Source organism: Citrobacter sp. S39 (genome assembly GCF_009495675.1).
Taxonomy (GTDB): Bacteria; Pseudomonadota; Gammaproteobacteria; order Enterobacterales; family Enterobacteriaceae; genus Citrobacter; species Citrobacter freundii.
Map to the genome: position 1 here is coordinate 492728 of NZ_CP045555.1, position 25347 is coordinate 518074.

The following is a 25347-nucleotide window of genomic DNA, read 5'->3' on the forward strand; positions in this document are numbered from 1 at the left end:
GTCAATGGGCATAATCGGATAACCACTTATGAGCGGACTGAAACAAGAGCTGGGATTGGCTCAGGGCGTTGGCCTGTTGTCGACATCATTGTTAGGTACAGGCGTTTTCGCCGTCCCCGCGCTGGCTGCGCTGGTGGCTGGCAATAACAGCCTGTGGGCCTGGCCGGTGCTGATTGTTTTGGTCTTTCCGGTGGCGATTGTCTTCGCCGTACTGGGTCGTCATTTCCCCAGCGCAGGCGGTGTGGCGCATTTTGTCGGCATGGCCTTTGGTTCACGACTGGAGCGCGTCACCGGATGGCTATTTTTGTCGGTCATTCCTGTCGGCTTGCCTGCGGCATTGCACATCGCCGCCGGATTCGGTCAGGCGATGTTTGGCTGGCATGACGAGCAGCTTCTGCTGGCTGAGCTGGGTACGCTGGCATTGGTTTGGTACATCGGCTCCCGCGGCGCAAGCTCAAGCGCTAATCTGCAAACGGTCATTGCCGGACTGATTGTTGCCCTCATTGTTGCTATCTGGTGGGCGGGCGATCTGAAACCAGGCGAAATCCCCTTCCCTGCAATTAGCGATATTGAACTCCCCGGTCTGTTCGCCGCGCTGTCGGTGATGTTCTGGTGTTTTGTTGGCCTCGAAGCGTTTGCTCACCTGGCGTCTGAATTCAAAAATCCGGAACGAGACTTCCCACGCGCGCTGATGATTGGCCTGCTGCTGGCTGGATCTGTTTATTGGGCATGCACCGTCGTCGTTCTCCATTTTGGTGCCTACGGCGAGCAAATGGCCGCCGCAGCATCGCTGCCAGAAATCGTCGTGCAACTGTTTGGTGTACAGGCACTGTGGGTCGCCTGCATCATTGGTTATTTGGCCTGTTTTGCCAGCCTCAACATTTATATTCAAAGTTTCGCTCGACTGGTCTGGTCGCAAGCGCAGTATAAGCCTGAGAGTTATCTGGCTCGCCTGTCCCCCCGCCACCTTCCGCGCAATGCGCTAAACGCCGTATTAGGCTGCTGCGTAGTCAGTACTCTGTGTATCTATATGCTGCAAATCAATCTCGATGCGTTAATCATCTACGCCAACGGCATCTTTATTATGATTTATTTGCTGTGCATGTTGGCGGGTTGTCGATTACTGAAAGGGCATTACCGCGCACTGGCGATCATTGGTGGTCTGCTGTGCCTACTACTACTGGCAATGGTCGGCTGGAAGAGTTTGTACGCGTTGATTATGCTGGCAGGGCTGTGGCTGTTTTTACCCCGCAGGCCGGATAAGGCAACGTTGACGCCATCATCCGGCCTATAAACACTTTTGCCGGATGGCGCTAACGCTTATCCGGCCTACATACTGAGGCTTAATCCCGACGATCGTCTTTATGTTCGATGCTGTCGCGCTTGTCATCCTTACGCTGAAATTCACCATCAAAAGTCTCACCGCCACCGGTTCCGGCGCTAAAACCACCGCCAGGCATACGTGAAAAACGTAAATGTGGCAGCAGTTTCATCGTCAGATGTTTTTGCACCGGGGGTAATAAAAGAAGAAGACCGAGGAAATCGGTGAAAAAACCAGGCAGTACCAACAGCAGACCGGCAATAATCAGCGATACGCTTTTGATCATTTCTGCAGCCGGACTTTCACCAGCAGCCATTTTTTGTTGCATCAGTAAAAAGTTCTTAAATCCCTGATTACGAACCAGAGACATACCGATAACCGACGTAAAAATAACCAAAATCAGCGTCATCAGGACGCCCATCACATGGGCAACCTGAATAAAAATAGATATCTCTATGTAAACATAGAGAAAAATGGCAAGTAATGGTATCCAGCGCAAAGGGATCTCCTGTTAATAACAGCCGTTTTGTTCAACTTCTGTTCGAAAAATTATGTTAATCGCATCGATTTGATATTGTGGTGGTTAGCAAAATTTCAAGTGGCTTGTACACTAATATTTAGGGTTAATCACAAAGGGGTGATCCATTTCACAGAATAATAAATAAGGGGTAAATTCCACGCTTTAAGTGATCCAGATTACGGTAGAAATCCTTAACCAGCATATGATCTCGGGTATCAGACCGATGCAGGGGATAATCGTCGGTCGAGAAACAATCGAAATCACATATATCCTGTGTGTTTAGTCAAATCATTGGCAGCTTGAAAAAGAAGGTTCACATGTTAAACAACATTCGTATCGAAGAAGACTTGTTGGGTACCAGGGAAGTTCCAGCGGACGCCTACTACGGTGTCCACACTCTGAGAGCGATTGAAAACTTCTACATTAGCAACAGCAAAATCAGCGATATTCCTGAATTTGTTCGCGGTATGGTAATGGTTAAAAAGGCAGCGGCAATGGCCAACAAAGAGCTGCAAACCATTCCTAAGAGTGTGGCAAATGCCATCATCGCGGCGTGTGATGAAGTCCTGAATAACGGAAAATGCATGGATCAGTTCCCGGTAGATGTTTACCAGGGTGGTGCGGGTACCTCCGTCAACATGAACACCAACGAAGTTCTGGCCAATATCGGTCTGGAACTGATGGGTCACCAGAAAGGTGAATATCAGTACCTGAACCCGAACGACCACGTTAACAAATGTCAGTCTACCAACGATGCATACCCAACTGGCTTCCGTATCGCTGTATACGCATCCATCATCAAACTGATTGATGCACTGAACCAGCTGCGTGAAGGCTTTGAGAAAAAAGCCGATGAATTCCAGGACATCCTGAAAATGGGTCGTACCCAATTGCAGGATGCTGTACCGATGACTCTCGGTCAGGAATTCCGTGCTTTCAGCGTACTGCTGAAAGAAGAAGTGAAAAACATTGGGCGTACCGCTGAGCTGCTGCTGGAAGTTAACCTCGGCGCAACAGCAATCGGTACTGGTCTGAACACTCCGAAAGAGTACTCTCCGCTGGCAGTACAGAAACTGGCTGAAGTCACTGGCTTCGCCTGTGTTCCGGCAGAAGACCTGATTGAAGCAACTTCTGACTGTGGCGCATACGTTATGGTGCACGGCGCACTGAAACGTCTGGCTGTGAAGATGTCCAAAATCTGTAACGACCTGCGTTTACTCTCCTCTGGTCCGCGTGCGGGTCTGAACGAGATCAACCTGCCGGAACTGCAGGCTGGGTCTTCTATCATGCCAGCTAAAGTGAACCCGGTTGTTCCGGAAGTCGTAAACCAGGTGTGCTTCAAAGTCATCGGTAACGACATCACTGTCACCATGGCATCTGAAGCTGGTCAGCTCCAGCTGAACGTAATGGAGCCGGTCATTGGTCAGGCAATGTTTGAATCCATTCACATTCTGAGCAACGCTTGCTACAACCTGCTGGAAAAATGCGTTAGTGGTATCACTGCTAACAAAGAAGTCTGTGAAGCGTTTGTATTCAACTCCATCGGCATCGTTACTTACCTCAACCCGTTCATCGGTCACCACAACGGCGACATCGTCGGTAAAATTTGTGCCGAAACTGGTAAGAGCGTACGTGAAGTTGTCCTGGAACGCGGTCTGTTGACCGAGTCTGAACTGGACGATATCTTCTCTGCACAGAACCTGATGCACCCTGCTTATAAAGCAAAACGTTATACTGATGAAAGCGAACAGTAATCGTGTAGGGTAGTACCGGAGAAGGCACGTCATGATGACGTGCCTTTTTTCTTACTCGAAGTTACTTAAAAACAACAATTTAATATCAACTTGTTAAACAACAAGGAAGGCTAATATGATAGTTTTAGAACTTATCATCGTTTTGCTGGCAATCTTTTTAGGTGCCAGACTTGGGGGTATCGGTATTGGATTTGCAGGTGGGCTGGGTGTTCTGGTTCTTGCCGCTATCGGCGTAAAACCCGGTAATATCCCGTTCGATGTTATTTCCATCATCATGGCGGTTATCGCTGCCATTTCAGCTATGCAGATTGCAGGTGGTCTGGACTATCTGGTTCATCAAACTGAAAAACTGCTGCGTAAGAACCCGAAATACATCACGATCCTTGCACCTATCGTGACCTATTTCCTGACTATCTTTGCCGGTACTGGCAACATCTCTCTGGCAACGCTGCCGGTTATCGCTGAAGTTGCGAAGGAACAAGGTATCAAGCCTTGCCGTCCGCTCTCTACCGCAGTGGTTTCTGCACAGATTGCGATTACGGCTTCTCCAATCTCCGCAGCCGTGGTTTACATGTCTTCCGTCATGGAAGGTCATGGCATCAGCTACATTCACCTGCTGTCCGTGGTCATTCCGTCCACCCTGCTGGCCGTTCTGGTGATGTCCTTCCTGATCACCGCACTGTTCAACTCCAAACTGTCTGACGACCCGATTTATCGTAAGCGTCTGGAAGAAGGCCTGGTTGAACTGCGCGGTGAAAGACAAGTTGAAATCAAAGCTGGCGCGAAAACCTCCGTTTGGCTGTTCCTGCTGGGCGTGGTTTGCGTAGTTGTTTACGCCATCATCAACAGCCCAAGCCTTGGCCTGGTCGCTAAACCGCTGATGAACACCACCAACGCAATCCTGATCATCATGCTGAGCGTCGCGACGCTGACCACGATCGTCTGCCGCGTTGAAACTGACTCCATCCTGAACTCCAGCACCTTCAAAGCCGGTATGAGCGCCTGTATTTGTATCCTGGGTGTTGCATGGCTGGGTGATACCTTCGTATCTCACAACATTGACTGGATCAAAGATACTGCAGGTAGCGTAATCCAGGGTCATCCGTGGCTGCTGGCGGTCATCTTCTTCTTTGCTTCCGCGCTGCTGTACTCTCAGGCTGCAACCGCTAAAGCACTGATGCCGATGGCTCTGGCTCTGAACGTTTCCCCACTGACTGCTGTTGCGTCTTTCGCCGCTGTTTCTGGTCTGTTCATTCTGCCAACCTACCCAACTCTGGTTGCGGCGGTTCAGATGGATGACACCGGTACAACCCGCATCGGTAAATTCGTCTTTAACCATCCGTTCTTCATCCCTGGTACTCTGGGTGTGGTTCTGGCTGTCTGCTTCGGCTTCTTGCTGGGCAGCTTCATGCTGTAAGTTTTTCCTGCAGGGTGCCTGGGCGCCCTGCAGTTCCTACTCCCCACCCCGCTTTAACTAACATCCTTCCCTCGTCCGTTGTATAGTGACCATTCTTTTGCTGGTTACTCTGTTCTTTCGAGGTGTTTATGCTTGATGTAAAGAGTCAGGATATTTCCATCCCCGATACCGTTGTGGTGCTCTGTACCGCCCCGGATGAAGCAACCGCCCAGGATCTCGCCGCCAAAGTGCTGGCGGAAAAGCTGGCTGCCTGCGTAACCCTGCTACCCGGTGCGACCTCCCTCTACTATTGGGAAGGTAAACTGGAACAGGAATATGAAGTCCAGATGATTTTAAAAACCACCGTCACACACCAGCAAGCCCTTCTCGATTGCCTGAAGTCACATCATCCGTATCAAACGCCTGAACTTCTGGTTTTACCCGTCACTCACGGAGACTTTGATTACCGCTCATGGCTCAACGCATCCTTACGCTGATCCTGCTGCTGTGCAGCACATCTACCTTTGCTGGATTATTTGACGCGCCTGGCCGCTCGCAGTTTGTTCCTGCCGATCGGGCGTTTGTTTTTGATTTTCAGCAAAACCAACACGATCTGAACCTCACATGGCAGGTTAAAGATGGCTACTATCTGTATCGCAAACAGATAAGCATTACGCCATCTCAGGCCGATATTGCCGAGATAAAACTGCCGCCAGGCGTCTGGCATGAAGATGAGTTTTACGGCAAAAGTGAGATTTACCGTAAACAGCTGACTATCCCGATCACGGTCAATCAGGCTAAGTCTGGCGCAACATTAACGATCACATACCAGGGCTGCGCCGACGCCGGATTTTGCTATCCACCAGAAACAAAAACGGTGCCATTAAGTGAAGTGTCTGCCGATATCCAGGCGACACCTGCGCCGGTGCCAGCCACTGTCGATCCGCAAGAGAAACCGCAGCCCACGGCCCAACTTCCCTTTTCCGCACTGTGGGCATTGCTGATTGGAATTGGTATCGCGTTTACGCCTTGCGTACTGCCGATGTATCCGCTGATTTCCGGGATCGTACTGGGCGGCAAGCAACGCTTATCAACCGGACGGGCACTGCTGCTGACGTTTATCTACGTTCAAGGGATGGCGCTCACCTATACCGCGCTGGGTTTGGTTGTTGCAGCCGCCGGTTTACAGTTCCAGGCCGCGCTACAACATCCTTACGTCCTGATTGGCCTTGCCGTCATCTTTACGCTGCTGGCTCTGTCGATGTTTGGCCTGTTCACACTGCAACTGCCTTCATCGCTGCAAACGCGCCTCACGCTAATGAGTAACCGCCAGCAAGGCGGAGCTCCCGGCAGCGTCTTTGCGATGGGGGCGATTGCTGGCCTCATCTGTTCTCCTTGCACAACGGCCCCGCTAAGCGCGATTTTGCTGTATATCGCTCAGAGCGGGAACATGTGGCTGGGAGGCGGCACGCTGTATCTGTATGCGTTGGGGATGGGATTCCCCCTGATGCTAATTACCGTATTTGGCAACCGCCTGCTGCCTAAAAGTGGCCCATGGATGGAACATGTCAAAACCGCTTTTGGCTTTGTCATTCTGGCGCTTCCCGTCTTCTTACTCGAACGTATCGTTGGCGACGAGTGGGGCGTTCGCTTATGGTCACTGTTAGGCGTCGCGTTCTTTGGCTGGGCGTTCATTACCAGCCTGCAGGCAAAGCACGCCTGGATGCGTATCGTGCAGATTGTCCTGTTAGCCGCAGCACTGGTATGCGTGCGTCCACTGCAAGACTGGGCGTTCGGCGCGCCGCATACTCAAACCCAGGCACACCTTAACTTCACGCCGGTGGCATCGGTAGATGCGTTAAATCAAGCGCTGGAGCAAGCTAAAGGCAGGCCAGTCATGCTGGATCTGTATGCCGACTGGTGTGTAGCCTGTAAGGAATTTGAAAAGTACACGTTCAGTAATCCGCAGGTTCAGCAAGCGCTAGGCAACACGGTGCTGTTGCAAGCGGATGTGACAGCAAACAATGCCCAGGATGTTGCTCTGCTGAAACATCTACAGGTTTTAGGTTTGCCGACTATCTTGTTCTTTGATGCCGAGGGAAAAGAACATCCGGAGGCCCGGGTAACGGGTTTTATGGATGCCGCGACCTTCAGCGCACATTTGCGCGATCGCCAACCGTGAGCGACACTTGCAACAGGAAATACGGAGGAGAATACCGTGCAACGTGAAGATGTCCTGGGAGAAGCCCTGAAATTACTTGAGGTGCAAGGGATAGCCAATACCACGCTGGAAATGGTGGCCGAACGTATCGATTATCCTCTGGATGAACTGCAGCGCTTTTGGCCCGATAAAGAGGCCATTCTGTACGATGCGCTACGTTACCTCAGCCAGCGGGTGGATATCTGGCGGCGTCAGCTTTTGCTGGATGACACCCTGAGCGCTGAGCAGAAATTACTAGCGCGCTACACTGCACTGTCCGAATGCGTGAGCAATAATCGCTATCCCGGCTGTCTGTTCATCGCCGCCTGTACGTTTTACCCCGATCCTGGGCATCCGATCCATCAGTTAGCCGATCAGCAAAAAAAGGCAGCACATGACTTCACCCATGAACTGCTCACGACGTTGGAAGTTGACGACCCGGCAATGGTCGCCAAACAGATGGAACTGGTGCTGGAAGGCTGCCTGAGCCGCATGCTGGTTAATCGTAGTCATGCTGATGTCGAAACGGCACACCACCTGGCCGAAGATATCCTACGCTTTGCCCAGTGCCGAATGGGCGGTGCGCTGACCTAAGCGAGCATTATCTGTTTTAGCCGCATCTGTCGGGGAGATTTGTGCAAACTTCAGGCATAACCATGCAGATTGCCGCAATATTAAGCGGTTGAACAATGTTTCCAGAAATTTGATTGACTGACAGACGTGAATACGGTTTAATGCGCCCCGTTGCCCGGATAGCTCAGTCGGTAGAGCAGGGGATTGAAAATCCCCGTGTCCTTGGTTCGATTCCGAGTCCGGGCACCACTATTCAGAAAAACCCGCCTATGGCGGGTTTTTGCTTTTAGGGTTCTGCTAGATTTCTGATCGTTCTGTCCACAGCGACTCCTACCCTACCTCATCACGCCAGCTAAACCTTTCAGTGAGACCACGATGGTACTGCAAAAAATATAGCGGTATCAGGAACACCTCTTTTTCTGGCGTGCTTAACCGTAGGCCAGATTTGAGTAATTTATCTGAACAACCTTGGGCACTGAACCAGCGGGTGAAGGAACTGGGCATAGAGTAGCCAGGATTCTGCAGGTAGCGAATAACCCGATCGCGTTGCAAGGTACGCACATTCATCCCCAGGGGCTGGAACTGGTCTCCGCCTCGATATCTGAAGCAAACGCCAGGGAGTAAAAGCCAACCTTCATCTACAATTGCCATCATACCGAGCAAATAGTGAGTCAACGAGGAATCTGGATGGTGAAAACAAGAATCATACAGTCAGCGCAGGGGGCCCATGCCTATCCGTTGCTGATCAAGAGCCTACTGCTGTCGGGTGGGCGTTCTCATCCCGAGCGAGAAATCGTCTACGCCGATAAGCTCCGTTACGACTATCGTACCCTCAAACAGCGCATTCATCGCCTGGCAAACATGCTGACAGCGGCCGGTGTCATGCCTGGAGACACCGTCGCCTTGCTAGATTGGGACAGCCATCGCGCCCTCGAGTGCTTCTTCGCGGTACCCATGATTGGTGCCGTGCTGCACACGGTGAACGTCCGCTTCTCGGCGGACCAAATCGCTTACACCATGAATCATGCCGAGGACAACCTGGTACTGGTGCACGACGACTTCTTGCCGGTTGTCGAGTCACTGGCAGAGACACTGACCACTGTCCGGGGATACATCCAGCTTAGTGACGAAGAATCGAAGGCGACCAGCCTGCCGGTGCTAGGGGAATATGAGACCCTGCTGGCCGCAGCGGGAGAACTCTTTGACTTCCCCGACTTCGATGAAAACTCGATAGCTACCTTGTTCTATACCACTGGAACCACGGGCAATCCCAAGGGAGTCTACTTCAGCCATCGCCAGCTGGTCCTGCACACGCTCAATGAGCTGGGTCTCCTGGCAGCCCACGAGGGACAGTCGCTGCTACGATCGAACGATGTCTACATGCCGATCACCCCTATGTTCCACGTGCATGCCTGGGGCGCTCCCTATGTCGCAACAATGCTGGGTGTGAAGCAGGTATACCCCGGTCGTTACGAACCCAACAAACTGGTGCGGTTTTATCACGATGAGGGTGTGACCTTCTCGCATTGTGTGCCAACCATTTTGCAAATGATCCTTGAGTGCGAAGAAGCCACGCAGACTGATCTGTCAGGATGGAAGATGTTACTGGGTGGCAGTTCACTGTCCCTTGGACTGGCGACACAGGCCCACCATAGGGGCATACGCATTCACGCCGGCTATGGCATGTCTGAGACCTGTCCCCTGCTCTGTATGACCCACTTAAGCGATGCCGAGCTGGCCCTTCCCATGGATGAACAGTTACCCCTGCGGATTCGGACCGGCCTGCCTGTCCCGTTGGTGGATCTGCGTATCGTCGATGGCGAAGGTCGGGAGGTGGTGCACGACGGAGAAGCCTTGGGCGAAATAGTGGTGCGAGCCCCTTGGTTGACTCAGGGCTACCTGAAGGAGCCCGAGAAAGGGGCTGAGCTATGGAATGGCAGTTGGCTGCACACCGGCGACATAGCCTCTATCGATCCCCATGGGATAGTGGAAATCAAGGATCGCATCAAAGACGTAATCAAGACGGGTGGTGAGTGGATAAGCACGCTGGAGCTGGAGAGCCTCATCAGCTCACACGCGGCGGTCAGGTCGGTAGCCGTCGTCGGGATACCTGATGAGCAGTGGGGCGAACGCCCCCTGGCTCTGGTGGTTTGCAAGGAAGGGGAGGACCTGGAGCCGCAAGCCATAGCGACACATCTACAAGGATTCGTCGACCGCGGCCACATCACTAAATGGGCGATCCCACGACAGATAAGGATAGTCCCGGATATTCCCAAAACCAGCGTTGGCAAGATCAACAAGCGCCTGATTCGGGAGCTCGAAGCCAGCAATGGGAAGGATATCATTTAAGCGATCTGTCGCATTCACAGCGTAAGGTTAACAACAGTCACACTGCTTATATTTCAGGTAGCTTGCCGATATCAATGCTCTGCCGGGGAACTCACCGTCCCCGGCGGATGCTGATCCCCCCTTTAGCAACATAGGGTTCTGGTCGATGTCAGGTCCTGCTGGACGAAAACCCGTCCTCAGCGCCTTCCATCCATCCTGATTATTTACCTAAATCTGCTTTATTCAACAACGCCAGATTCACCATCACTCATGCTTTCTTTGCTTTGAATAAACCGCAGCGCCAAATAAAGGTCTGGTGCCAGAATCATGTCGTCGTCCTTCATTGTCGGTCGACTCTCTTTAAACCAGCGTGTTAACTCCGTTTTCCGGCCCGCAAGAATTAACTTAATCTGCCGCCCCTTCAGGTCCCGCTTTAACTCATTAATGGTTGCCAGGACGCTGATATCTGAATAGGTAAAGCAAGAAACGGCGTCAATGACCACCCATTTAGGTTGTAGTACTGCACCATCGACTAAATTCAAAACGCGGCGCTTAAAATAGGCCACATTAAAATAGGTCAGCGGTGAGTTAAATCGGTACATCAACACGCCAGGGATCATTTTCACATCAGTTGAATTACCTAGTGAGTGAATCATCCCATTTTCGTCAATTCCCAATAAGTGTTCAGTAGGACGAAAAACTGTGCGCAGGAACTGCAACAGACCCAGCAATACCGCAAGGCCGATCCCCTGAATAACACCAATAATCAGAACACAGCCAAAAGTGAAGAACGCCAGGCGAAATGCGGGTTTATTTCTTCGCCTCAGATTCCAGAGTCCGCGTAAATCAATCAATGACCACGATGCATAAATTAGAACAATGCCTAATGCAGATACCGGAATAAATTGTAATGGCTGCGTGAAAAATACCACGACAATTCCGATGATTAAGGCTGCAACAACGGAAACCAGCTGACTTTTCCCTCCGGTGGAGTCATTTACCGCAGTCCGGGAATCGGCTCCGCTAATCGCAAACCCCTGAGATAAGCCAGACATCAGATTCGCAACACCCAAAGCCCTGAACTCAGCATCAGCATTTATTTCGTATCCATTTTTCGCGGCAAAACTGCGAGCGGTTAGCATCAGGCTAACAAAACTGACTAATGCCAGGTTCAGCGCAGGGATCAATAAATCACGCGCCAGACCAGGCTGAAATGAGCCCCAGTGAACAACAGGCAAACCAGACTGGAAGCCCGATCCCCCAATAGTGGCAATACCATACTGCTGTGCAGATGTGACCCATACCAGCGCCGTTGTTATCACAATTGCAATTAACGGTGCTGGCCATTGGCTACGAAACGTTTTGATAGCTATTAAAATCGCTAACGTTAGGATGGAGATCCCTAAGGTTAATAAATGAATTTCTGAGAGTCGGCCTGGCAGGGCAATAATCTTCTCTATCACTTGCTCTTCATCAAGCGTAATCCCCAGCACCTTACCGAGTTGCCCGACAATAATCGTCACGGCAACACCGTTAAGCAGCCCCGTTAGAATGGGATGAGAAAGCAGATCAGCAAGCGCACCCAGGCGAAACTTACTGGCAAGTAGACACCATCCTCCCATCATCACGGTCATGACGATTGTTAACTGCCAGTGGAGTTCTGGATTTCCGGCAGAAAGAGGAACCACAACTGCCGCAATTACCGCGCAGGTCGTGGCATCAGGACCAACAATCAATTGGCGGGAAGAACCAAACAGTGCATAAGCTAGCATTGGCAAAACGCAGGAATATAACCCGACGATAGCCCCGACTCCCGCCAACTCAGCGTAAGCAATCGCAACCGGTAGTGCTACGGCAGCAACGGATAATCCGGCTTTAACATCATGTTTTAGCCAGCTTTTATCGTACGCTAATAAATTTTTTAGACCCGGCATGTAGTTTAATACCATTTTTCCGAACACTTTATTCTCCGGATTGACCCTTACTAATAGATAAAGGTACACGTAACTGCCGCAGGAGATCCTGATATTTTCGGGAGGTAATACAGATAATTCAGATTGGGTGTTTATCGTGTATGCCGCAGAATGGCTTGTGTTATGGAGGCTCAGGATATTGCTTTGCACCCGATGGTGCGGTGTCGTGATCTGCCTGATGCGCTGCGCTTATCAGGCCTGCACAATACGTTCAGCCCGGCGGTTTTACCCCGCTCAGACGCAAAAAAGCCCATCCGTCAGGATGGGCTTTTTCACTTTATTTGATGCCTGGCAGTTTATGGCGGGCGTCCTGCCCGCCACCCTCCGGGCCGTTGCTGCGCAACGTTCAAATCCGCTCCCGGCGGATTTGTCCTCCTCAGGAGAGCGCTCACCGACAGACCACAGATAAAACAAAAGGCCCGGCCTTTCGACCGGGCCTTTCGCTTTTATTTGATGCCTGGCAGTTCCCTACTCTCGCATGGGGAGACCCCACACTACCATCGGCGCTACGGCGTTTCACTTCTGAGTTCGGCATGGGGTCAGGTGGGACCACCGCGCTACAGCCGCCAGGCAAATTCTGTTATTAACCCGCTTTTCGCCGGTTAATCTTATCTGTATCAAGCTGAATGTCGTCTCTTCGCCAAAACATCTTCGGCGTTGTAAGGTTAAGCCTCACGGTTCATTAGTATCGGTTAGCTCAACGTATCGCTACGCTTACACACCCGACCTATCAACGTCATCGTCTTTAACGTTCCTTCAGGAGACTTAAAGTCTCAGGGAGAACTCATCTCGGGGCAAGTTTCGTGCTTAGATGCTTTCAGCACTTATCTCTTCCGCATTTAGCTACCGGGCAATGCCATTGGCATGACAACCCGAACACCAGTGATGCGTCCACTCCGGTCCTCTCGTACTAGGAGCAGCCCCCCTCAATTCTCCAGCGCCCACGGCAGATAGGGACCGAACTGTCTCACGACGTTCTAAACCCAGCTCGCGTACCACTTTAAATGGCGAACAGCCATACCCTTGGGACCTACTTCAGCCCCAGGATGTGATGAGCCGACATCGAGGTGCCAAACACCGCCGTCGATATGAACTCTTGGGCGGTATCAGCCTGTTATCCCCGGAGTACCTTTTATCCGTTGAGCGATGGCCCTTCCATTCAGAACCACCGGATCACTAAGACCTGCTTTCGCACCTGCTCGAGCCGTCACTCTCGCAGTCAAGCTAGCTTATGCCTTTGCACTAACCTCCTGATGTCCGACCAGGATTAGCTAACCTTCGTGCTCCTCCGTTACTCTTTAGGAGGAGACCGCCCCAGTCAAACTACCCACCAGACACTGTCCGCAACCCGGATTACGGGTCCACGTTAGAACACCAGCCATTAAAGGGTGGTATTTCAAGGATGGCTCCATGCAGACTGGCGTCCACACTTCAAAGCCTCCCACCTATCCTACACATCAAGGACCAGTGTTCAGTGTCAAGCTATAGTAAAGGTTCACGGGGTCTTTCCGTCTTGCCGCGGGTACACTGCATCTTCACAGCGAGTTCAATTTCACTGAGTCTCGGGTGGAGACAGCCTGGCCATCATTACGCCATTCGTGCAGGTCGGAACTTACCCGACAAGGAATTTCGCTACCTTAGGACCGTTATAGTTACGGCCGCCGTTTACCGGGGCTTCGATCAAGAGCTTCTCCTTACGGATAACCCCATCAATTAACCTTCCGGCACCGGGCAGGCGTCACACCGTATACGTCCACTTTCGTGTTTGCACAGTGCTGTGTTTTTAATAAACAGTTGCAGCCAGCTGGTATCTTCGACTGATTTCAGCTCCATGAGTAAATCACTTCACCTACATATCAGCGTGCCTTCTCCCGAAGTTACGGCACCATTTTGCCTAGTTCCTTCACCCGAGTTCTCTCAAGCGCCTTGGTATTCTCTACCTGACCACCTGTGTCGGTTTGGGGTACGATTTCGTGTTACCTGATGCTTAGAGGCTTTTCCTGGAAGCAGGGCATTTGTTACTTCAGCACCGTAGTGCCTCGTCATCACACCTCAGCGTTAAAAAGGTACCGGATTTACCTGGAACCTCCGCCTACATGCTTAAACCGGGACAACCGTCGCCCGGCTAACATAGCCTTCTCCGTCCCCCCTTCGCAGTAACACCAAGTACAGGAATATTAACCTGTTTCCCATCGACTACGCCTTTCGGCCTCGCCTTAGGGGTCGACTCACCCTGCCCCGATTAACGTTGGACAGGAACCCTTGGTCTTCCGGCGTGCGGGTTTTTCACCCGCATTATCGTTACTTATGTCAGCATTCGCACTTCTGATACCTCCAGCATACCTCACGATACACCTTCAACGGCTTACAGAACGCTCCCCTACCCAACAACACATAGTGTCGCTGCCGCAGCTTCGGTGCATGGTTTAGCCCCGTTACATCTTCCGCGCAGGCCGACTCGACCAGTGAGCTATTACGCTTTCTTTAAATGATGGCTGCTTCTAAGCCAACATCCTGGCTGTCTGTGCCTTCCCACATCGTTTCCCACTTAACCATGACTTTGGGACCTTAGCTGGCGGTCTGGGTTGTTTCCCTCTTCACGACGGACGTTAGCACCCGCCGTGTGTCTCCCGTGATAACATTCTTCGGTATTCGCAGTTTGCATCGGGTTGGTAAGTCGGGATGACCCCCTAGCCGAAACAGTGCTCTACCCCCGAAGATGAGTTCACGAGGCGCTACCTAAATAGCTTTCGGGGAGAACCAGCTATCTCCCGGTTTGATTGGCCTTTCACCCCCAGCCACAAGTCATCCGCTAATTTTTCAACATTAGTCGGTTCGGTCCTCCAGTTAGTGTTACCCAACCTTCAACCTGCCCATGGCTAGATCACCGGGTTTCGGGTCTATACCCTGCAACTTAACGCCCAGTTAAGACTCGGTTTCCCTTCGGCTCCCCTATACGGTTAACCTTGCTACAGAATATAAGTCGCTGACCCATTATACAAAAGGTACGCAGTCACCCCATAAAGAGGCTCCCACTGCTTGTACGTACACGGTTTCAGGTTCTTTTTCACTCCCCTCGCCGGGGTTCTTTTCGCCTTTCCCTCACGGTACTGGTTCACTATCGGTCAGTCAGGAGTATTTAGCCTTGGAGGATGGTCCCCCCATATTCAGACAGGATACCACGTGTCCCGCCCTACTCTTCGAGTTCACAACCTGTGCATTTTGGTGTACGGGACTATCACCCTGTACCGTCGGACTTTCCAGACCGTTCCACTAACACACAAGCTGATTCAGACTCTGGGCTGCTCCCCGTTCGCTCGCCGCTACTGGGGGAATCTCGGTTGATTTCTTTTCCTCGGGGTACTTAGATGTTTCAGTTCCCCCGGTTCGCTTCATTACGCTATGTATTCACGTAATGATAGTGTGTCGAAACACACTGGGTTTCCCCATTCGGAAATCGCCGGTTATAACGGTTCATATCACCTTACCGACGCTTATCGCAGATTAGCACGTCCTTCATCGCCTCTGACTGCCAGGGCATCCACCGTGTACGCTTAGTCGCTTAACCTCACAACCCGAAGATGTTTCGTAAAACACCATCGTGTTGCGAAAATTTGAGAGACTCGAACACACCGCTTTTCATTTCTTATTACGGAGAAATGAAACAGTGTGTCGTTTCAATTTTCAGCTTGATCCAGATTTTTAAAGAGCAAATATCTCAAACGTCACCCGAAGGTAAGTTTTGAGATATTGGGGTCGGCGACTTTCACTCACACATACCAGCAAGTGGCGTCCCCTAGGGGATTCGAACCCCTGTTACCGCCGTGAAAGGGCGGTGTCCTGGGCCTCTAGACGAAGGGGACGTATAAGTCTCAATCGCAAGACGCCTTGCTATTTACTTTTCATCAGACAATCTGTGTGAGCACTACAAAGAACGCTTCTTTAAGGTAAGGAGGTGATCCAACCGCAGGTTCCCCTACGGTTACCTTGTTACGACTTCACCCCAGTCATGAATCACAAAGTGGTAAGCGCCCTCCCGAAGGTTAAGCTACCTACTTCTTTTGCAACCCACTCCCATGGTGTGACGGGCGGTGTGTACAAGGCCCGGGAACGTATTCACCGTGGCATTCTGATCCACGATTACTAGCGATTCCGACTTCATGGAGTCGAGTTGCAGACTCCAATCCGGACTACGACATACTTTATGAGGTCCGCTTGCTCTCGCGAGGTCGCTTCTCTTTGTATATGCCATTGTAGCACGTGTGTAGCCCTACTCGTAAGGGCCATGATGACTTGACGTCATCCCCACCTTCCTCCAGTTTATCACTGGCAGTCTCCTTTGAGTTCCCGGCCTAACCGCTGGCAACAAAGGATAAGGGTTGCGCTCGTTGCGGGACTTAACCCAACATTTCACAACACGAGCTGACGACAGCCATGCAGCACCTGTCTCAGAGTTCCCGAAGGCACCAAAGCATCTCTGCTAAGTTCTCTGGATGTCAAGAGTAGGTAAGGTTCTTCGCGTTGCATCGAATTAAACCACATGCTCCACCGCTTGTGCGGGCCCCCGTCAATTCATTTGAGTTTTAACCTTGCGGCCGTACTCCCCAGGCGGTCGACTTAACGCGTTAGCTCCGGAAGCCACGCCTCAAGGGCACAACCTCCAAGTCGACATCGTTTACGGCGTGGACTACCAGGGTATCTAATCCTGTTTGCTCCCCACGCTTTCGCACCTGAGCGTCAGTCTTTGTCCAGGGGGCCGCCTTCGCCACCGGTATTCCTCCAGATCTCTACGCATTTCACCGCTACACCTGGAATTCTACCCCCCTCTACAAGACTCTAGCCTGCCAGTTTCGGATGCAGTTCCCAGGTTGAGCCCGGGGATTTCACATCCGACTTGACAGACCGCCTGCGTGCGCTTTACGCCCAGTAATTCCGATTAACGCTTGCACCCTCCGTATTACCGCGGCTGCTGGCACGGAGTTAGCCGGTGCTTCTTCTGCGAGTAACGTCAATCGCTGCGGTTATTAACCACAACGCCTTCCTCCTCGCTGAAAGTACTTTACAACCCGAAGGCCTTCTTCATACACGCGGCATGGCTGCATCAGGCTTGCGCCCATTGTGCAATATTCCCCACTGCTGCCTCCCGTAGGAGTCTGGACCGTGTCTCAGTTCCAGTGTGGCTGGTCATCCTCTCAGACCAGCTAGGGATCGTCGCCTAGGTGAGCCGTTACCCCACCTACTAGCTAATCCCATCTGGGCACATCCGATGGCAAGAGGCCCGAAGGTCCCCCTCTTTGGTCTTGCGACGTTATGCGGTATTAGCTACCGTTTCCAGTAGTTATCCCCCTCCATCGGGCAGTTTCCCAGACATTACTCACCCGTCCGCCACTCGTCACCCAAGGAGCAAGCTCCTCTGTGCTACCGTTCGACTTGCATGTGTTAGGCCTGCCGCCAGCGTTCAATCTGAGCCATGATCAAACTCTTCAATTTAAGTTTGATGCTCGTGAATTAAACTTCGTAATGAATTACGTATGTTCACTCAGAGACTTGGTATTCATTTTTCGTCTTGCGACGTTAAGAATCCGTATCTTCGAGTGCCCACACAGATTGTCTGATAAATTGTTAAAGAGCAGTTGCGACGCGCTTTAGCGCTCTGTCGCGAGGTGGCGTATATTACGCTTTCCTCTTTCAGAGTCAACCCTCATTTTCAGGTTTTTCTCTTCAACCGAACCGGCTGTTTGTGTGAAGTGATTCACATCCGCCGTGTCGATGGAGGCGCATTATAGGGAGTTTCCTGTGGCCCGCAACCCTTAAATTGCAGAAAAATGACTGACTGCTGCATTCCACAGCAAAACCCCGCCTTATACCCATTTACACACAGAGTTATCCACAATCGTAAGCAAATTATCTGTCAGCGTCCCTGAAAAGGGAGAGAACCGATATGAAAACCTCTATATAGAAAGAAATTCACTCTACGCTATATAAAGAAGAAGGGCTGACAACTTAAGCTCCATAATCCCTACCACCTTTGAATTACGCCCCCCATCAGGCGATAATACCCGCACAAACCGTGATTCCAGGACCGTGATGAGACACTCACTGCAACGTACTGCTATACGCAAACGCCCGATGAAGCTTGGCACCACCGTGATCCTCATGGTTAGTGCAGTTCTCTTCTCCGTGCTGCTCGTCGTTCATCTGATTTATTTCTCGCAAATTAGCAACATGACGCGCGATGCGTTAGCGAGTAAAGCGCTTGCCGTCGCGCGAACGTTGGCCAACTCTCCGGAGATCCGCCAGGGACTAATGAAAAAGCCCGAGGAAAGCGGTATTCAGGCGATTGCCCAGGCGGTGAATAAGAGCAACGATTTTTTGTTCATCGTCGTCACCGATATGCAAAGCATTCGTTACTCCCATCCCGAAGCACAGCGAATCGGCCAGCCATTTAAAGGCGATGACATTTTGCTGGCCCTGCAAGGTAAAGAGAATGTCGCCATTAATCGCGGATTTCTGGCTAAAGCCCTACGGGTATTCACCCCTATATACGACGAACATCACCAGCAAATTGGCGTGGTGGCGATCGGTCTTGAGCTAAGCAGAGTTGCTGAACAGATCAATAACAGCCGCGGCAGCATCATCTGGTCAATCTTATTTGGCGTGCTGGTTGGGCTGCTCGGCACATGGATATTCGTTAAGGTCCTCAAACGCATTCTGTTTGGTCTGGAACCTTATGAAATCTCCAATCTGTTCGAACAACGCCAGGCGATGCTGCACTCTATAAAGGAAGGAGTCATTGCCGTTGACGAGTGCGGTGAGGTGACGTTGATTAACCAAGCTGCGCAGGAGCTGCTGGATTATCACAAATCACAAGATGATGCCCAGCTCTCCACGCTCAGCCATGCGTGGTCACAGGTGGTCGATTTTTCACAGGTACTACATGACGGAACGCCGCGCCGCGATGAAGAGATCATGGTGAAGGATCGGCTACTCTTAATTAACACGGTCCCGGTACTCAGCAACGGTAAAATCATCGGCGCCATTTCAACCTTCAGAGATAAGACTGAAGTCCGAAAGTTAATGCAACGCCTGGACGGTATGGTCAACTATGCCGATGCACTTCGTGAACGATCCCACGAATTCATGAATAAATTGCACGTGATTCTGGGATTATTGCATCTGAAAAGTTATAAGCAGCTTGAAAATTACATCCTAAAGACCGCGAACAATTATCAGGAAGAAATTGGCTCACTGTTAGGAAAAATAAAATCTCCGGTGATCGCAGGATTTTTACTCAGTAAGATTAATCGCACATCTGATTTAGGCCATAGCCTGGTCATCAGCAATGAAAGCCAGCTACCGGAAAATAACAACGAAGATCAGGTGGCGGTGCTGATTACCGTTCTGGGGAATCTGATTGAAAACGCCCTGGAGGCGCTAGGTCAAGAACCTGGTGGTGAGATCAGCGTATCCTTGCATTATCGACACGGCTGGTTGCATTGCGAAGTGAATGACGATGGTCCGGGGATCGCCCCCGAAAACATTGAGCACATCTTTGAGAAGGGCGTTTCGTCAAAAGGAACCGAACGGGGCGTAGGTTTAGCGCTTGTTAAACAACAGGTTGAAAACGTTGGCGGCAATATATCCGTCGAGTCTGAACCTGGGATCTTCACCCAATTTTTTGTACAGTTACCGTGGAATGGTGAGAGGGCCAGCAGATGATCAATGTCTTAATTGTCGATGACGATGCAATGGTAGCGGAATTAAACCGCCGTTATGTCGCGCAACTCTCCGGTTTTCACTGCTGCGGCACAGCCTCCACGCTGGAGAAAGCAAAAGAGATAATCTTTCATAGCGGTCATCATATCGATCTGATTTTGCTAGATATTTATATGCAAAAAGAAAACGGTCTGGACCTGCTACCGGTTCTGCACAGTGAAGGTTGCAAGTGCGATGTCATCGTCATCTCTTCTGCAGCCGATGCCACTACCATCAAAGATTCACTTCACTACGGCGTCGTTGACTACTTGATCAAACCTTTCCAGGCGTCCCGGTTTGAAGAGGCGCTCACCGGCTGGCTACAGAAAAAAACTGAGATGGAAAAGCATCAGTACTATGAACAGTCTGAGCTTGACCAGTTGATTCACGGCAGCTCCTCCAATGAACAAGAAACGCGGCGCTTACCCAAAGGATTAACGCCACAAACGTTGCGCACGTTGTGCCAGTGGATTGATGAGCACCAGGATCAGGAGTTCTCCACGGATGAGCTGGCTAACGAGGTCAATATCTCGCGCGTCTCTTGCCGTAAATACCTTATCTGGCTCGTCAATTGTCACATCTTATTTACCAGCATCCATTATGGCGTGACCGGCAGACCTGTTTATCGTTATCGCGTGCAGGCTGAACACTATTCATTGCTTAAACAATATTGCCAATAAATACACTTGGGATTATTTGTTATTTGAAAGTAACAATTATTAAAATAATGAAAAATCCCTATTTCACCAGTTGACACTGCAAAATTATAAATTTGCGTTAGATCAAATATATTTGTATCCGGCATGTTAAATGTATTATTTTAATATTGACAAATATCACACTGTTTTTAATTTCAAAATCGCTAACAAAAGTTAATTAAGTATTATCTAACTCGCAGAGTGTGTATTTTTACCCATAAAGGATTAGTCTGAAATTAACCAGACATACAAAATCTAGACTGGTAGCAATGGAGACCATGCTACGTACCATGGACACCGTACATTTTTGTGAGCAAATAAAAGTATCCGCACGCCGACTTCATCACATCATGAAATGGCGTGACCGTGATCACATAAATAACCCACTCACTCATTCTGTCGGTGGTTCATGTAATAGCGGAAAACGCAAAATAGATAAATTACAGCGTCAACCGCGGCTCTCCATGTTCAGCTCTGCTTCCCATCGCCTGAGGATTCTCTCCTCTGATCAAAGCCACAGAAAAAACCAAATATCGCCATAACTTTAAAAAAAAATTCTAGCAAGACATTTGAACATTAATCGCAAATACGGACATATCGAATACTGACCATTTTTTGATGCTTATTCTGGCAAAAAAGAATGTGGCACAGATCCATTTTTCAAAAAATTGACTGGGTTTTTCGCGAGGGTAAATAAAATGTTATTTAGTATACAACTTCTCATAATATTAATATGTTTGTTTTATGGTGCCAGAAAGGGCGGTATCGCGCTGGGTTTATTAGGCGGTATCGGCCTGGTCATTCTGGTTTTCGTTTTCCATCTCCAGCCGGGTAAACCACCTGTAGATGTCATGCTGGTTATTATTGCCGTGGTGGCCGCATCGGCAACCTTACAAGCCTCCGGCGGTCTTGACGTTATGCTGCAAATCGCTGAAAAGCTGCTGCGCCGTAACCCAAAATATGTTTCCATCGTCGCACCTTTCGTTACCTGCACCCTGACGATTCTCTGCGGTACAGGGCACGTGGTATACACCATCCTGCCAATCATTTATGACGTTGCCATTAAGAACAATATTCGCCCGGAACGTCCGATGGCGGCGAGTTCTATCGGTGCGCAGATGGGGATTATCGCCAGCCCGGTTTCTGTAGCCGTTGTGTCACTGGTGGCAATGCTGGGTAACGTAACGTTTGAAGGCAAGCATCTCGAATTCCTCGACCTGCTCAGCATCACCATCCCGTCTACCCTGTTGGGTATCCTGGCGATCGGTATCTTCAGCTGGTTCCGTGGTAAAGATCTGGATAAAGATGAAGAGTTCCAGAAGTTCATTTCTGTACCTGAAAACCACAACTATGTGTATGGCGATACCGCCACGCTGTTAGACAAAAAGCTGCCGAAAAGCAACTGGCTGGCCATGTGGATCTTCCTTGCCGCTATCGCCGTTGTTGCCGTACTCGGCGCGTTCTCTGAGCTGCGCCCTACCTTTAGCGGCAAACCACTGTCAATGGTGCTGGTTATCCAGATGTTCATGCTGCTGACCGGTGCGCTGATTATTATCCTGACGAAGACCAATCCCGCTTCAATATCTAAAAACGAAGTCTTCCGTTCCGGTATGATCGCGATTGTGGCGGTGTACGGTATTGCCTGGATGGCCGAAACAATGTTCGGCGCGCACATGACAGAAATCGAAGGTGTGCTGGGCAATATGGTGAAAGAGTATCCGTGGGCCTATGCAATTGTTCTGCTGCTGGTATCCAAATTTGTAAACTCCCAGGCAGCAGCGCTGGCAGCGATTGTTCCGGTCGCACTGGCAATCGGGGTTGATCCAGCGTACATCGTGGCTTCCGCTCCGGCATGTTACGGTTACTACATTCTGCCGACCTACCCGAGCGACCTGGCGGCTATTCAGTTTGACCGCTCTGGCACCACCCACATCGGCCGCTTCGTTATCAACCACAGCTTCATTCTGCCTGGTTTGATCGGCGTAAGCGTATCCTGTGTCTTTGGTTGGATCTTCGCCGCAATGTACGGTTTCCTGTAATCACAGTTCGCGTGCCGTCCGCGTTGGTACGGCACGCCACCATTAAGACACAGAGAATTTTAAAATTCCTGAGAAAAATGAAAAGGCTGGAAGCAAATGTCAAAAGTTGAATTCACTTACCAGGCGGCTTTCCCACTGGGGGAAGACAAAACTGAGTACTACCTGCTGACATCCGATCACGTCAGTGTCGGCGAGTTTGAAGGCGAAACAATCCTGAAAGTAGCTCCTGAAGCACTTACGCTACTGGCCCAACAAGCCTTCCACGATGCCTCCTTCATGCTCCGCCCAGAACACCAACAGCAAGTAGCCTCAATTCTCCATGATCCCGAAGCCAGCGAAAACGATAAGTACGTAGCGCTGCAGTTCCTGAGAAACTCCGAAATCGCCGCCAAAGGCGTGTTGCCAACCTGCCAGGACACCGGTACGGCAATTATCATGGGTAAAAAAGGTCAGCGCGTTTGGACCGGCGGCGGCGATGAAGCGGCCCTCTCCAAAGGCGTATTTAATACCTATATTGAAGATAACCTGCGCTACTCGCAAAACGCGGCGCTGGATATGTACAAAGAAGTGAATACTGGCACCAACCTGCCCGCACAAATCGATCTGTACAGCGTGGACGGTGACGAATACAAATTCCTGTGCGTGGCCAAAGGCGGCGGCTCAGCCAACAAAACCTATCTGTATCAGGAAACCAAAGCGCTGCTGACTCCCGGCAAACTGAAAAACTTCCTGGTTGAGAAAATGCGCACGCTGGGTACTGCAGCTTGCCCGCCGTACCACATCGCATTCGTCATTGGCGGGACGTCAGCGGAAAGTACCCTTAAAACGGTGAAACTGGCCAGCACACACTACTATGACGCGCTGCCGACTGAAGGTAATGCTCACGGCCAGGCGTTCCGCGATCTGCAACTAGAACAGGAACTGCTGATCGAGGCACAGAAACTCGGCCTTGGCGCTCAATTTGGCGGGAAATACTTCGCACATGATATCCGCGTGATCCGCCTGCCTCGCCACGGCGCATCCTGCCCAGTTGGTATGGGCGTTTCTTGCTCCGCAGACCGTAATATTAAAGCCAAGATTAACCGCGAAGGGATCTGGATTGAAAAACTGGAACATAACCCAGGTCAGTACATTCCGGAATCTCTGCGCCAGGCGGGTGAAGGTGAAGTGGTTAAAGTTGACCTTAACCGCCCGATGAAAGAGATCCTCGCCCAGCTCTCTCAGTACCCGGTTTCTACTCGTCTGTCACTGAGCGGTACTATCATTGTCGGTCGTGACATTGCCCACGCGAAGTTAAAAGAACGTATTGAGTCCGGCGAAGGTTTACCGCAGTACGTGAAAGATCATCCGATCTACTACGCGGGTCCGGCCAAAACGCCTGCAGGCTATCCGTCCGGTTCTTTAGGCCCAACCACCGCGGGTCGTATGGACTCCTACGTTGACCTGTTGCAGTCTCACGGCGGCAGCATGATCATGTTGGCGAAAGGTAACCGCAGTCAGCAAGTGACTGACGCCTGCCACAAACACGGCGGCTTCTACTTAGGCAGCATCGGTGGTCCGGCAGCGGTACTGGCGCAGCAGAGCATTAAGCATCTGGAATGCGTGGAATACCCGGAGCTGGGAATGGAAGCTATCTGGAAAATCGAAGTAGAAGATTTCCCTGCTTTCATCCTGGTCGATGACAAAGGCAACGATTTCTTCCAGCAAATCGTCAGCAAACAATGCGCTAACTGCGCGAAGTAACCCATTCGGCCCGGCACTGGACTGGCACTAAATTTTTGGCGTCAGTCCAGCGATCCCCCCGGGCCAACTTTATCCCCCCATTTACTGGTATTGAATTTTTGCCGTTCACAGGGAATAGTGACCTTTTCCATTACGTGTGAATTCGCAATGCTCCGCACTCTGAACCCCACAATCTTGCACACTGGCGCAGTGTTCCTGGCGCTGATCCTTATCTACACCGGTATCTCTGCCTCGGAGAAAATCACCTGGCTGATGGAAGTCACGCCGGTCATTATTGTCGTCCCGCTGTTGCTGGCTACCATGAAGCAGTATCCATTGACGCCGCTGCTTTATACGTTGATTTTCTTGCACGCCATCATTCTGATGGTAGGCGGGATGTATACCTACGCCAAAGTTCCCGTCGGTTTTCAGGTTCAGGAATGGCTGGATCTCAGTCGTAACCCCTATGACAAGTTGGGTCACTTCTTCCAGGGGCTGGTACCAGCCCTAACAGCAAGAGAGATTTTAGTGCGTGGCAATATTGTCCGTGGTCGTAAGATGCTGGCATTTTTGGTCTGCTGCGTAGCCCTGGCGATTAGCGCAATGTATGAACTGATCGAGTGGTGGGCAGCGCTGGCAATGGGACAAGGTGCGGAAGACTTCCTTGGCACGCAGGGTGACCCGTGGGATACCCAGTCGGACATGTTCTGCGCCCTGCTCGGTGCGTTAACAACGATCCTCGCGTTGGCGGGCTGGCACAATCGGCAGTTGAAAACGGCCGGAGAGCGCTAACGCTTCTCCGGCAATCTGCGCTACCTACTGCGATACTTGATAACCAGAATCGGCAAGGCGAACAACAGTGTCAGAAAGTTCGCCATGCTGACAGCGGTATCTTCAATCAATAACCCATAAGCCAGCCACAACACCAGCCCGCACACAAACATCACATACATCAAACCGGAGATGCCTTGCGTGTTGCGGGTGGTAATAACCTTAATCGCCTGCGGCAAAAAAGAGAGCGTCGTCAGCGTTGCCGCCAGATAGCCAATCCAGGAATGCCACTCCATA

Annotated in this window: 15 protein-coding genes, 2 tRNA genes and 3 rRNA genes; 13 read left to right on the plus strand and 7 right to left on the minus strand. The window is 50.9% G+C overall.

The window, feature by feature from the left end; genetic code table 11:
• Positions 1-28: 28 nt before the first annotated feature.
• A complete protein-coding gene (gene yjeH / locus GFB57_RS02305) occupies positions 29-1294 on the plus strand; it encodes an L-methionine/branched-chain amino acid transporter (RefSeq protein ID WP_290366930.1) in 1266 nt (421 codons plus the stop codon).
• A gap of 49 nt (positions 1295-1343) precedes the next feature.
• Here yjeH and GFB57_RS02310 read toward each other — a convergent pair whose 3' ends face one another.
• Positions 1344-1820 carry an FxsA family protein gene (locus GFB57_RS02310; RefSeq protein ID WP_003025457.1) on the minus strand — a complete coding sequence of 159 codons (477 nt, stop codon included), beginning with the start codon at positions 1818-1820 and terminating at the stop codon, positions 1344-1346.
• A gap of 338 nt (positions 1821-2158) precedes the next feature.
• Between GFB57_RS02310 and aspA the strand changes: the two genes are divergently transcribed.
• The 7 genes from aspA (at position 2159) to GFB57_RS02345 (ending at position 10113) form a co-directional block, all read left to right on the plus strand.
• Positions 2159-3595, plus strand: a complete 1437-nt coding sequence (gene aspA, locus GFB57_RS02315) for an aspartate ammonia-lyase (RefSeq protein ID WP_003025452.1) — start codon at positions 2159-2161, stop codon at positions 3593-3595.
• 115 nt (positions 3596-3710) lie between these two features.
• Positions 3711-5012, plus strand: a complete 1302-nt coding sequence (dcuA, locus tag GFB57_RS02320; protein ID WP_003025449.1) for an anaerobic C4-dicarboxylate transporter DcuA — start codon at positions 3711-3713, stop codon at positions 5010-5012.
• Positions 5013-5140: 128 nt separating this feature from the next.
• The gene (gene cutA, locus GFB57_RS02325; RefSeq protein ID WP_003025447.1) at positions 5141-5488 is read left to right on the plus strand and encodes a divalent cation tolerance protein CutA; all 348 of its coding nucleotides are present in this window, start codon (positions 5141-5143) and stop codon (positions 5486-5488) included.
• The gene (locus GFB57_RS02330) at positions 5464-7173 is read left to right on the plus strand and encodes a protein-disulfide reductase DsbD (protein WP_003025444.1); all 1710 of its coding nucleotides are present in this window, start codon (positions 5464-5466) and stop codon (positions 7171-7173) included. The genes cutA and GFB57_RS02330 overlap by 25 nt, the downstream gene beginning before the upstream one ends.
• Positions 7174-7209: 36 nt before the next feature.
• Positions 7210-7785: a transcriptional regulator gene (locus tag GFB57_RS02335; protein ID WP_003025441.1), complete on the plus strand. Its 576-nt coding sequence runs from the start codon at positions 7210-7212 to the stop codon at positions 7783-7785.
• A gap of 152 nt (positions 7786-7937) precedes the next feature.
• A tRNA-Phe gene (locus GFB57_RS02340) sits at positions 7938-8013 on the plus strand.
• A gap of 438 nt (positions 8014-8451) precedes the next feature.
• Positions 8452-10113 (plus strand): fatty acid--CoA ligase, encoded by a 1662-nt coding sequence (locus GFB57_RS02345; RefSeq protein ID WP_003036606.1) that lies wholly within the window; start codon positions 8452-8454, stop codon positions 10111-10113.
• A gap of 218 nt (positions 10114-10331) precedes the next feature.
• On the opposite strand, the gene GFB57_RS02350 is transcribed toward GFB57_RS02345, so the two are convergent.
• The 5 genes from GFB57_RS02350 to GFB57_RS02370 all read right to left on the minus strand — a co-directional run bounded on the left by GFB57_RS02350 (position 10332) and on the right by GFB57_RS02370 (position 17555).
• Positions 10332-12053 (minus strand): SulP family inorganic anion transporter, encoded by a 1722-nt coding sequence (locus tag GFB57_RS02350; protein WP_003036604.1) that lies wholly within the window; start codon positions 12051-12053, stop codon positions 10332-10334.
• 467 nt (positions 12054-12520) lie between these two features.
• Positions 12521-12636 (minus strand): 5S ribosomal RNA (rrf, locus tag GFB57_RS02355).
• 90 nt (positions 12637-12726) lie between these two features.
• Positions 12727-15633: ribosomal RNA gene (locus tag GFB57_RS02360) — 23S ribosomal RNA — on the minus strand.
• 219 nt (positions 15634-15852) lie between these two features.
• A tRNA-Glu gene (locus tag GFB57_RS02365) sits at positions 15853-15928 on the minus strand.
• Positions 15929-16013: 85 nt separating this feature from the next.
• Positions 16014-17555, minus strand: a 16S ribosomal RNA gene (locus GFB57_RS02370).
• Together the 16S, 23S and 5S rRNA genes with 1 tRNA gene alongside form the textbook arrangement of a ribosomal RNA operon.
• Positions 17556-18152: 597 nt before the next feature.
• On the opposite strand from GFB57_RS02370, the gene GFB57_RS02375 reads away from it, so the two are divergent.
• From GFB57_RS02375 to GFB57_RS02395, 5 genes are all read left to right on the plus strand, one after another.
• On the plus strand, positions 18153-19784 hold the full coding sequence (locus GFB57_RS02375; protein WP_003031877.1) for a sensor histidine kinase: 1632 nt from the start codon (positions 18153-18155) through the stop codon (positions 19782-19784).
• Positions 19781-20500 (plus strand): two-component system response regulator DcuR, encoded by a 720-nt coding sequence (dcuR, locus tag GFB57_RS02380; protein ID WP_003031875.1) that lies wholly within the window; start codon positions 19781-19783, stop codon positions 20498-20500. The genes GFB57_RS02375 and dcuR overlap by 4 nt, the downstream gene beginning before the upstream one ends.
• Positions 20501-21216: 716 nt before the next feature.
• Positions 21217-22557 carry an anaerobic C4-dicarboxylate transporter DcuB gene (gene dcuB, locus GFB57_RS02385; protein ID WP_003031873.1) on the plus strand — a complete coding sequence of 447 codons (1341 nt, stop codon included), beginning with the start codon at positions 21217-21219 and terminating at the stop codon, positions 22555-22557.
• 96 nt (positions 22558-22653) lie between these two features.
• On the plus strand, positions 22654-24300 hold the full coding sequence (fumA, locus tag GFB57_RS02390) for a class I fumarate hydratase FumA (RefSeq protein WP_003031871.1): 1647 nt from the start codon (positions 22654-22656) through the stop codon (positions 24298-24300).
• 147 nt (positions 24301-24447) lie between these two features.
• Positions 24448-25071 (plus strand): DUF2238 domain-containing protein, encoded by a 624-nt coding sequence (locus GFB57_RS02395; RefSeq protein ID WP_003031870.1) that lies wholly within the window; start codon positions 24448-24450, stop codon positions 25069-25071.
• A 20-nt stretch (positions 25072-25091) separates the two neighbouring features.
• On the opposite strand, the gene GFB57_RS02400 is transcribed toward GFB57_RS02395, so the two are convergent.
• Positions 25092-25346 carry a SemiSWEET transporter gene (locus GFB57_RS02400; protein WP_003031867.1) on the minus strand — a complete coding sequence of 85 codons (255 nt, stop codon included), beginning with the start codon at positions 25344-25346 and terminating at the stop codon, positions 25092-25094.
• Between the last annotated feature and the right edge of the window lies 1 nt (position 25347).

What these genes read in the sequence shown, in the direction of transcription:
- GFB57_RS02375 (WP_003031877.1), top strand. Translation starts at nt 18,153, where the DNA reads ATGAGACACTCACTGCAACGTACTGCTATACGCAAACGCCCGATGAAG.
- GFB57_RS02400 (WP_003031867.1), bottom strand. Translation starts at nt 25,346, where the DNA reads ATGGAGTGGCATTCCTGGATTGGCTATCTGGCGGCAACGCTGACGACG.
- yjeH (WP_290366930.1), top strand. Translation starts at nt 29, where the DNA reads ATGAGCGGACTGAAACAAGAGCTGGGATTGGCTCAGGGCGTTGGCCTG.
- GFB57_RS02345 (WP_003036606.1), top strand. Translation starts at nt 8,452, where the DNA reads ATGGTGAAAACAAGAATCATACAGTCAGCGCAGGGGGCCCATGCCTAT.
- GFB57_RS02330 (WP_003025444.1), top strand. Translation starts at nt 5,464, where the DNA reads ATGGCTCAACGCATCCTTACGCTGATCCTGCTGCTGTGCAGCACATCT.
- cutA (WP_003025447.1), top strand. Translation starts at nt 5,141, where the DNA reads ATGCTTGATGTAAAGAGTCAGGATATTTCCATCCCCGATACCGTTGTG.
- aspA (WP_003025452.1), top strand. Translation starts at nt 2,159, where the DNA reads ATGTTAAACAACATTCGTATCGAAGAAGACTTGTTGGGTACCAGGGAA.
- dcuR (WP_003031875.1), top strand. Translation starts at nt 19,781, where the DNA reads ATGATCAATGTCTTAATTGTCGATGACGATGCAATGGTAGCGGAATTA.
- dcuB (WP_003031873.1), top strand. Translation starts at nt 21,217, where the DNA reads ATGTTATTTAGTATACAACTTCTCATAATATTAATATGTTTGTTTTAT.
- fumA (WP_003031871.1), top strand. Translation starts at nt 22,654, where the DNA reads ATGTCAAAAGTTGAATTCACTTACCAGGCGGCTTTCCCACTGGGGGAA.
- GFB57_RS02395 (WP_003031870.1), top strand. Translation starts at nt 24,448, where the DNA reads ATGCTCCGCACTCTGAACCCCACAATCTTGCACACTGGCGCAGTGTTC.
- dcuA (WP_003025449.1), top strand. Translation starts at nt 3,711, where the DNA reads ATGATAGTTTTAGAACTTATCATCGTTTTGCTGGCAATCTTTTTAGGT.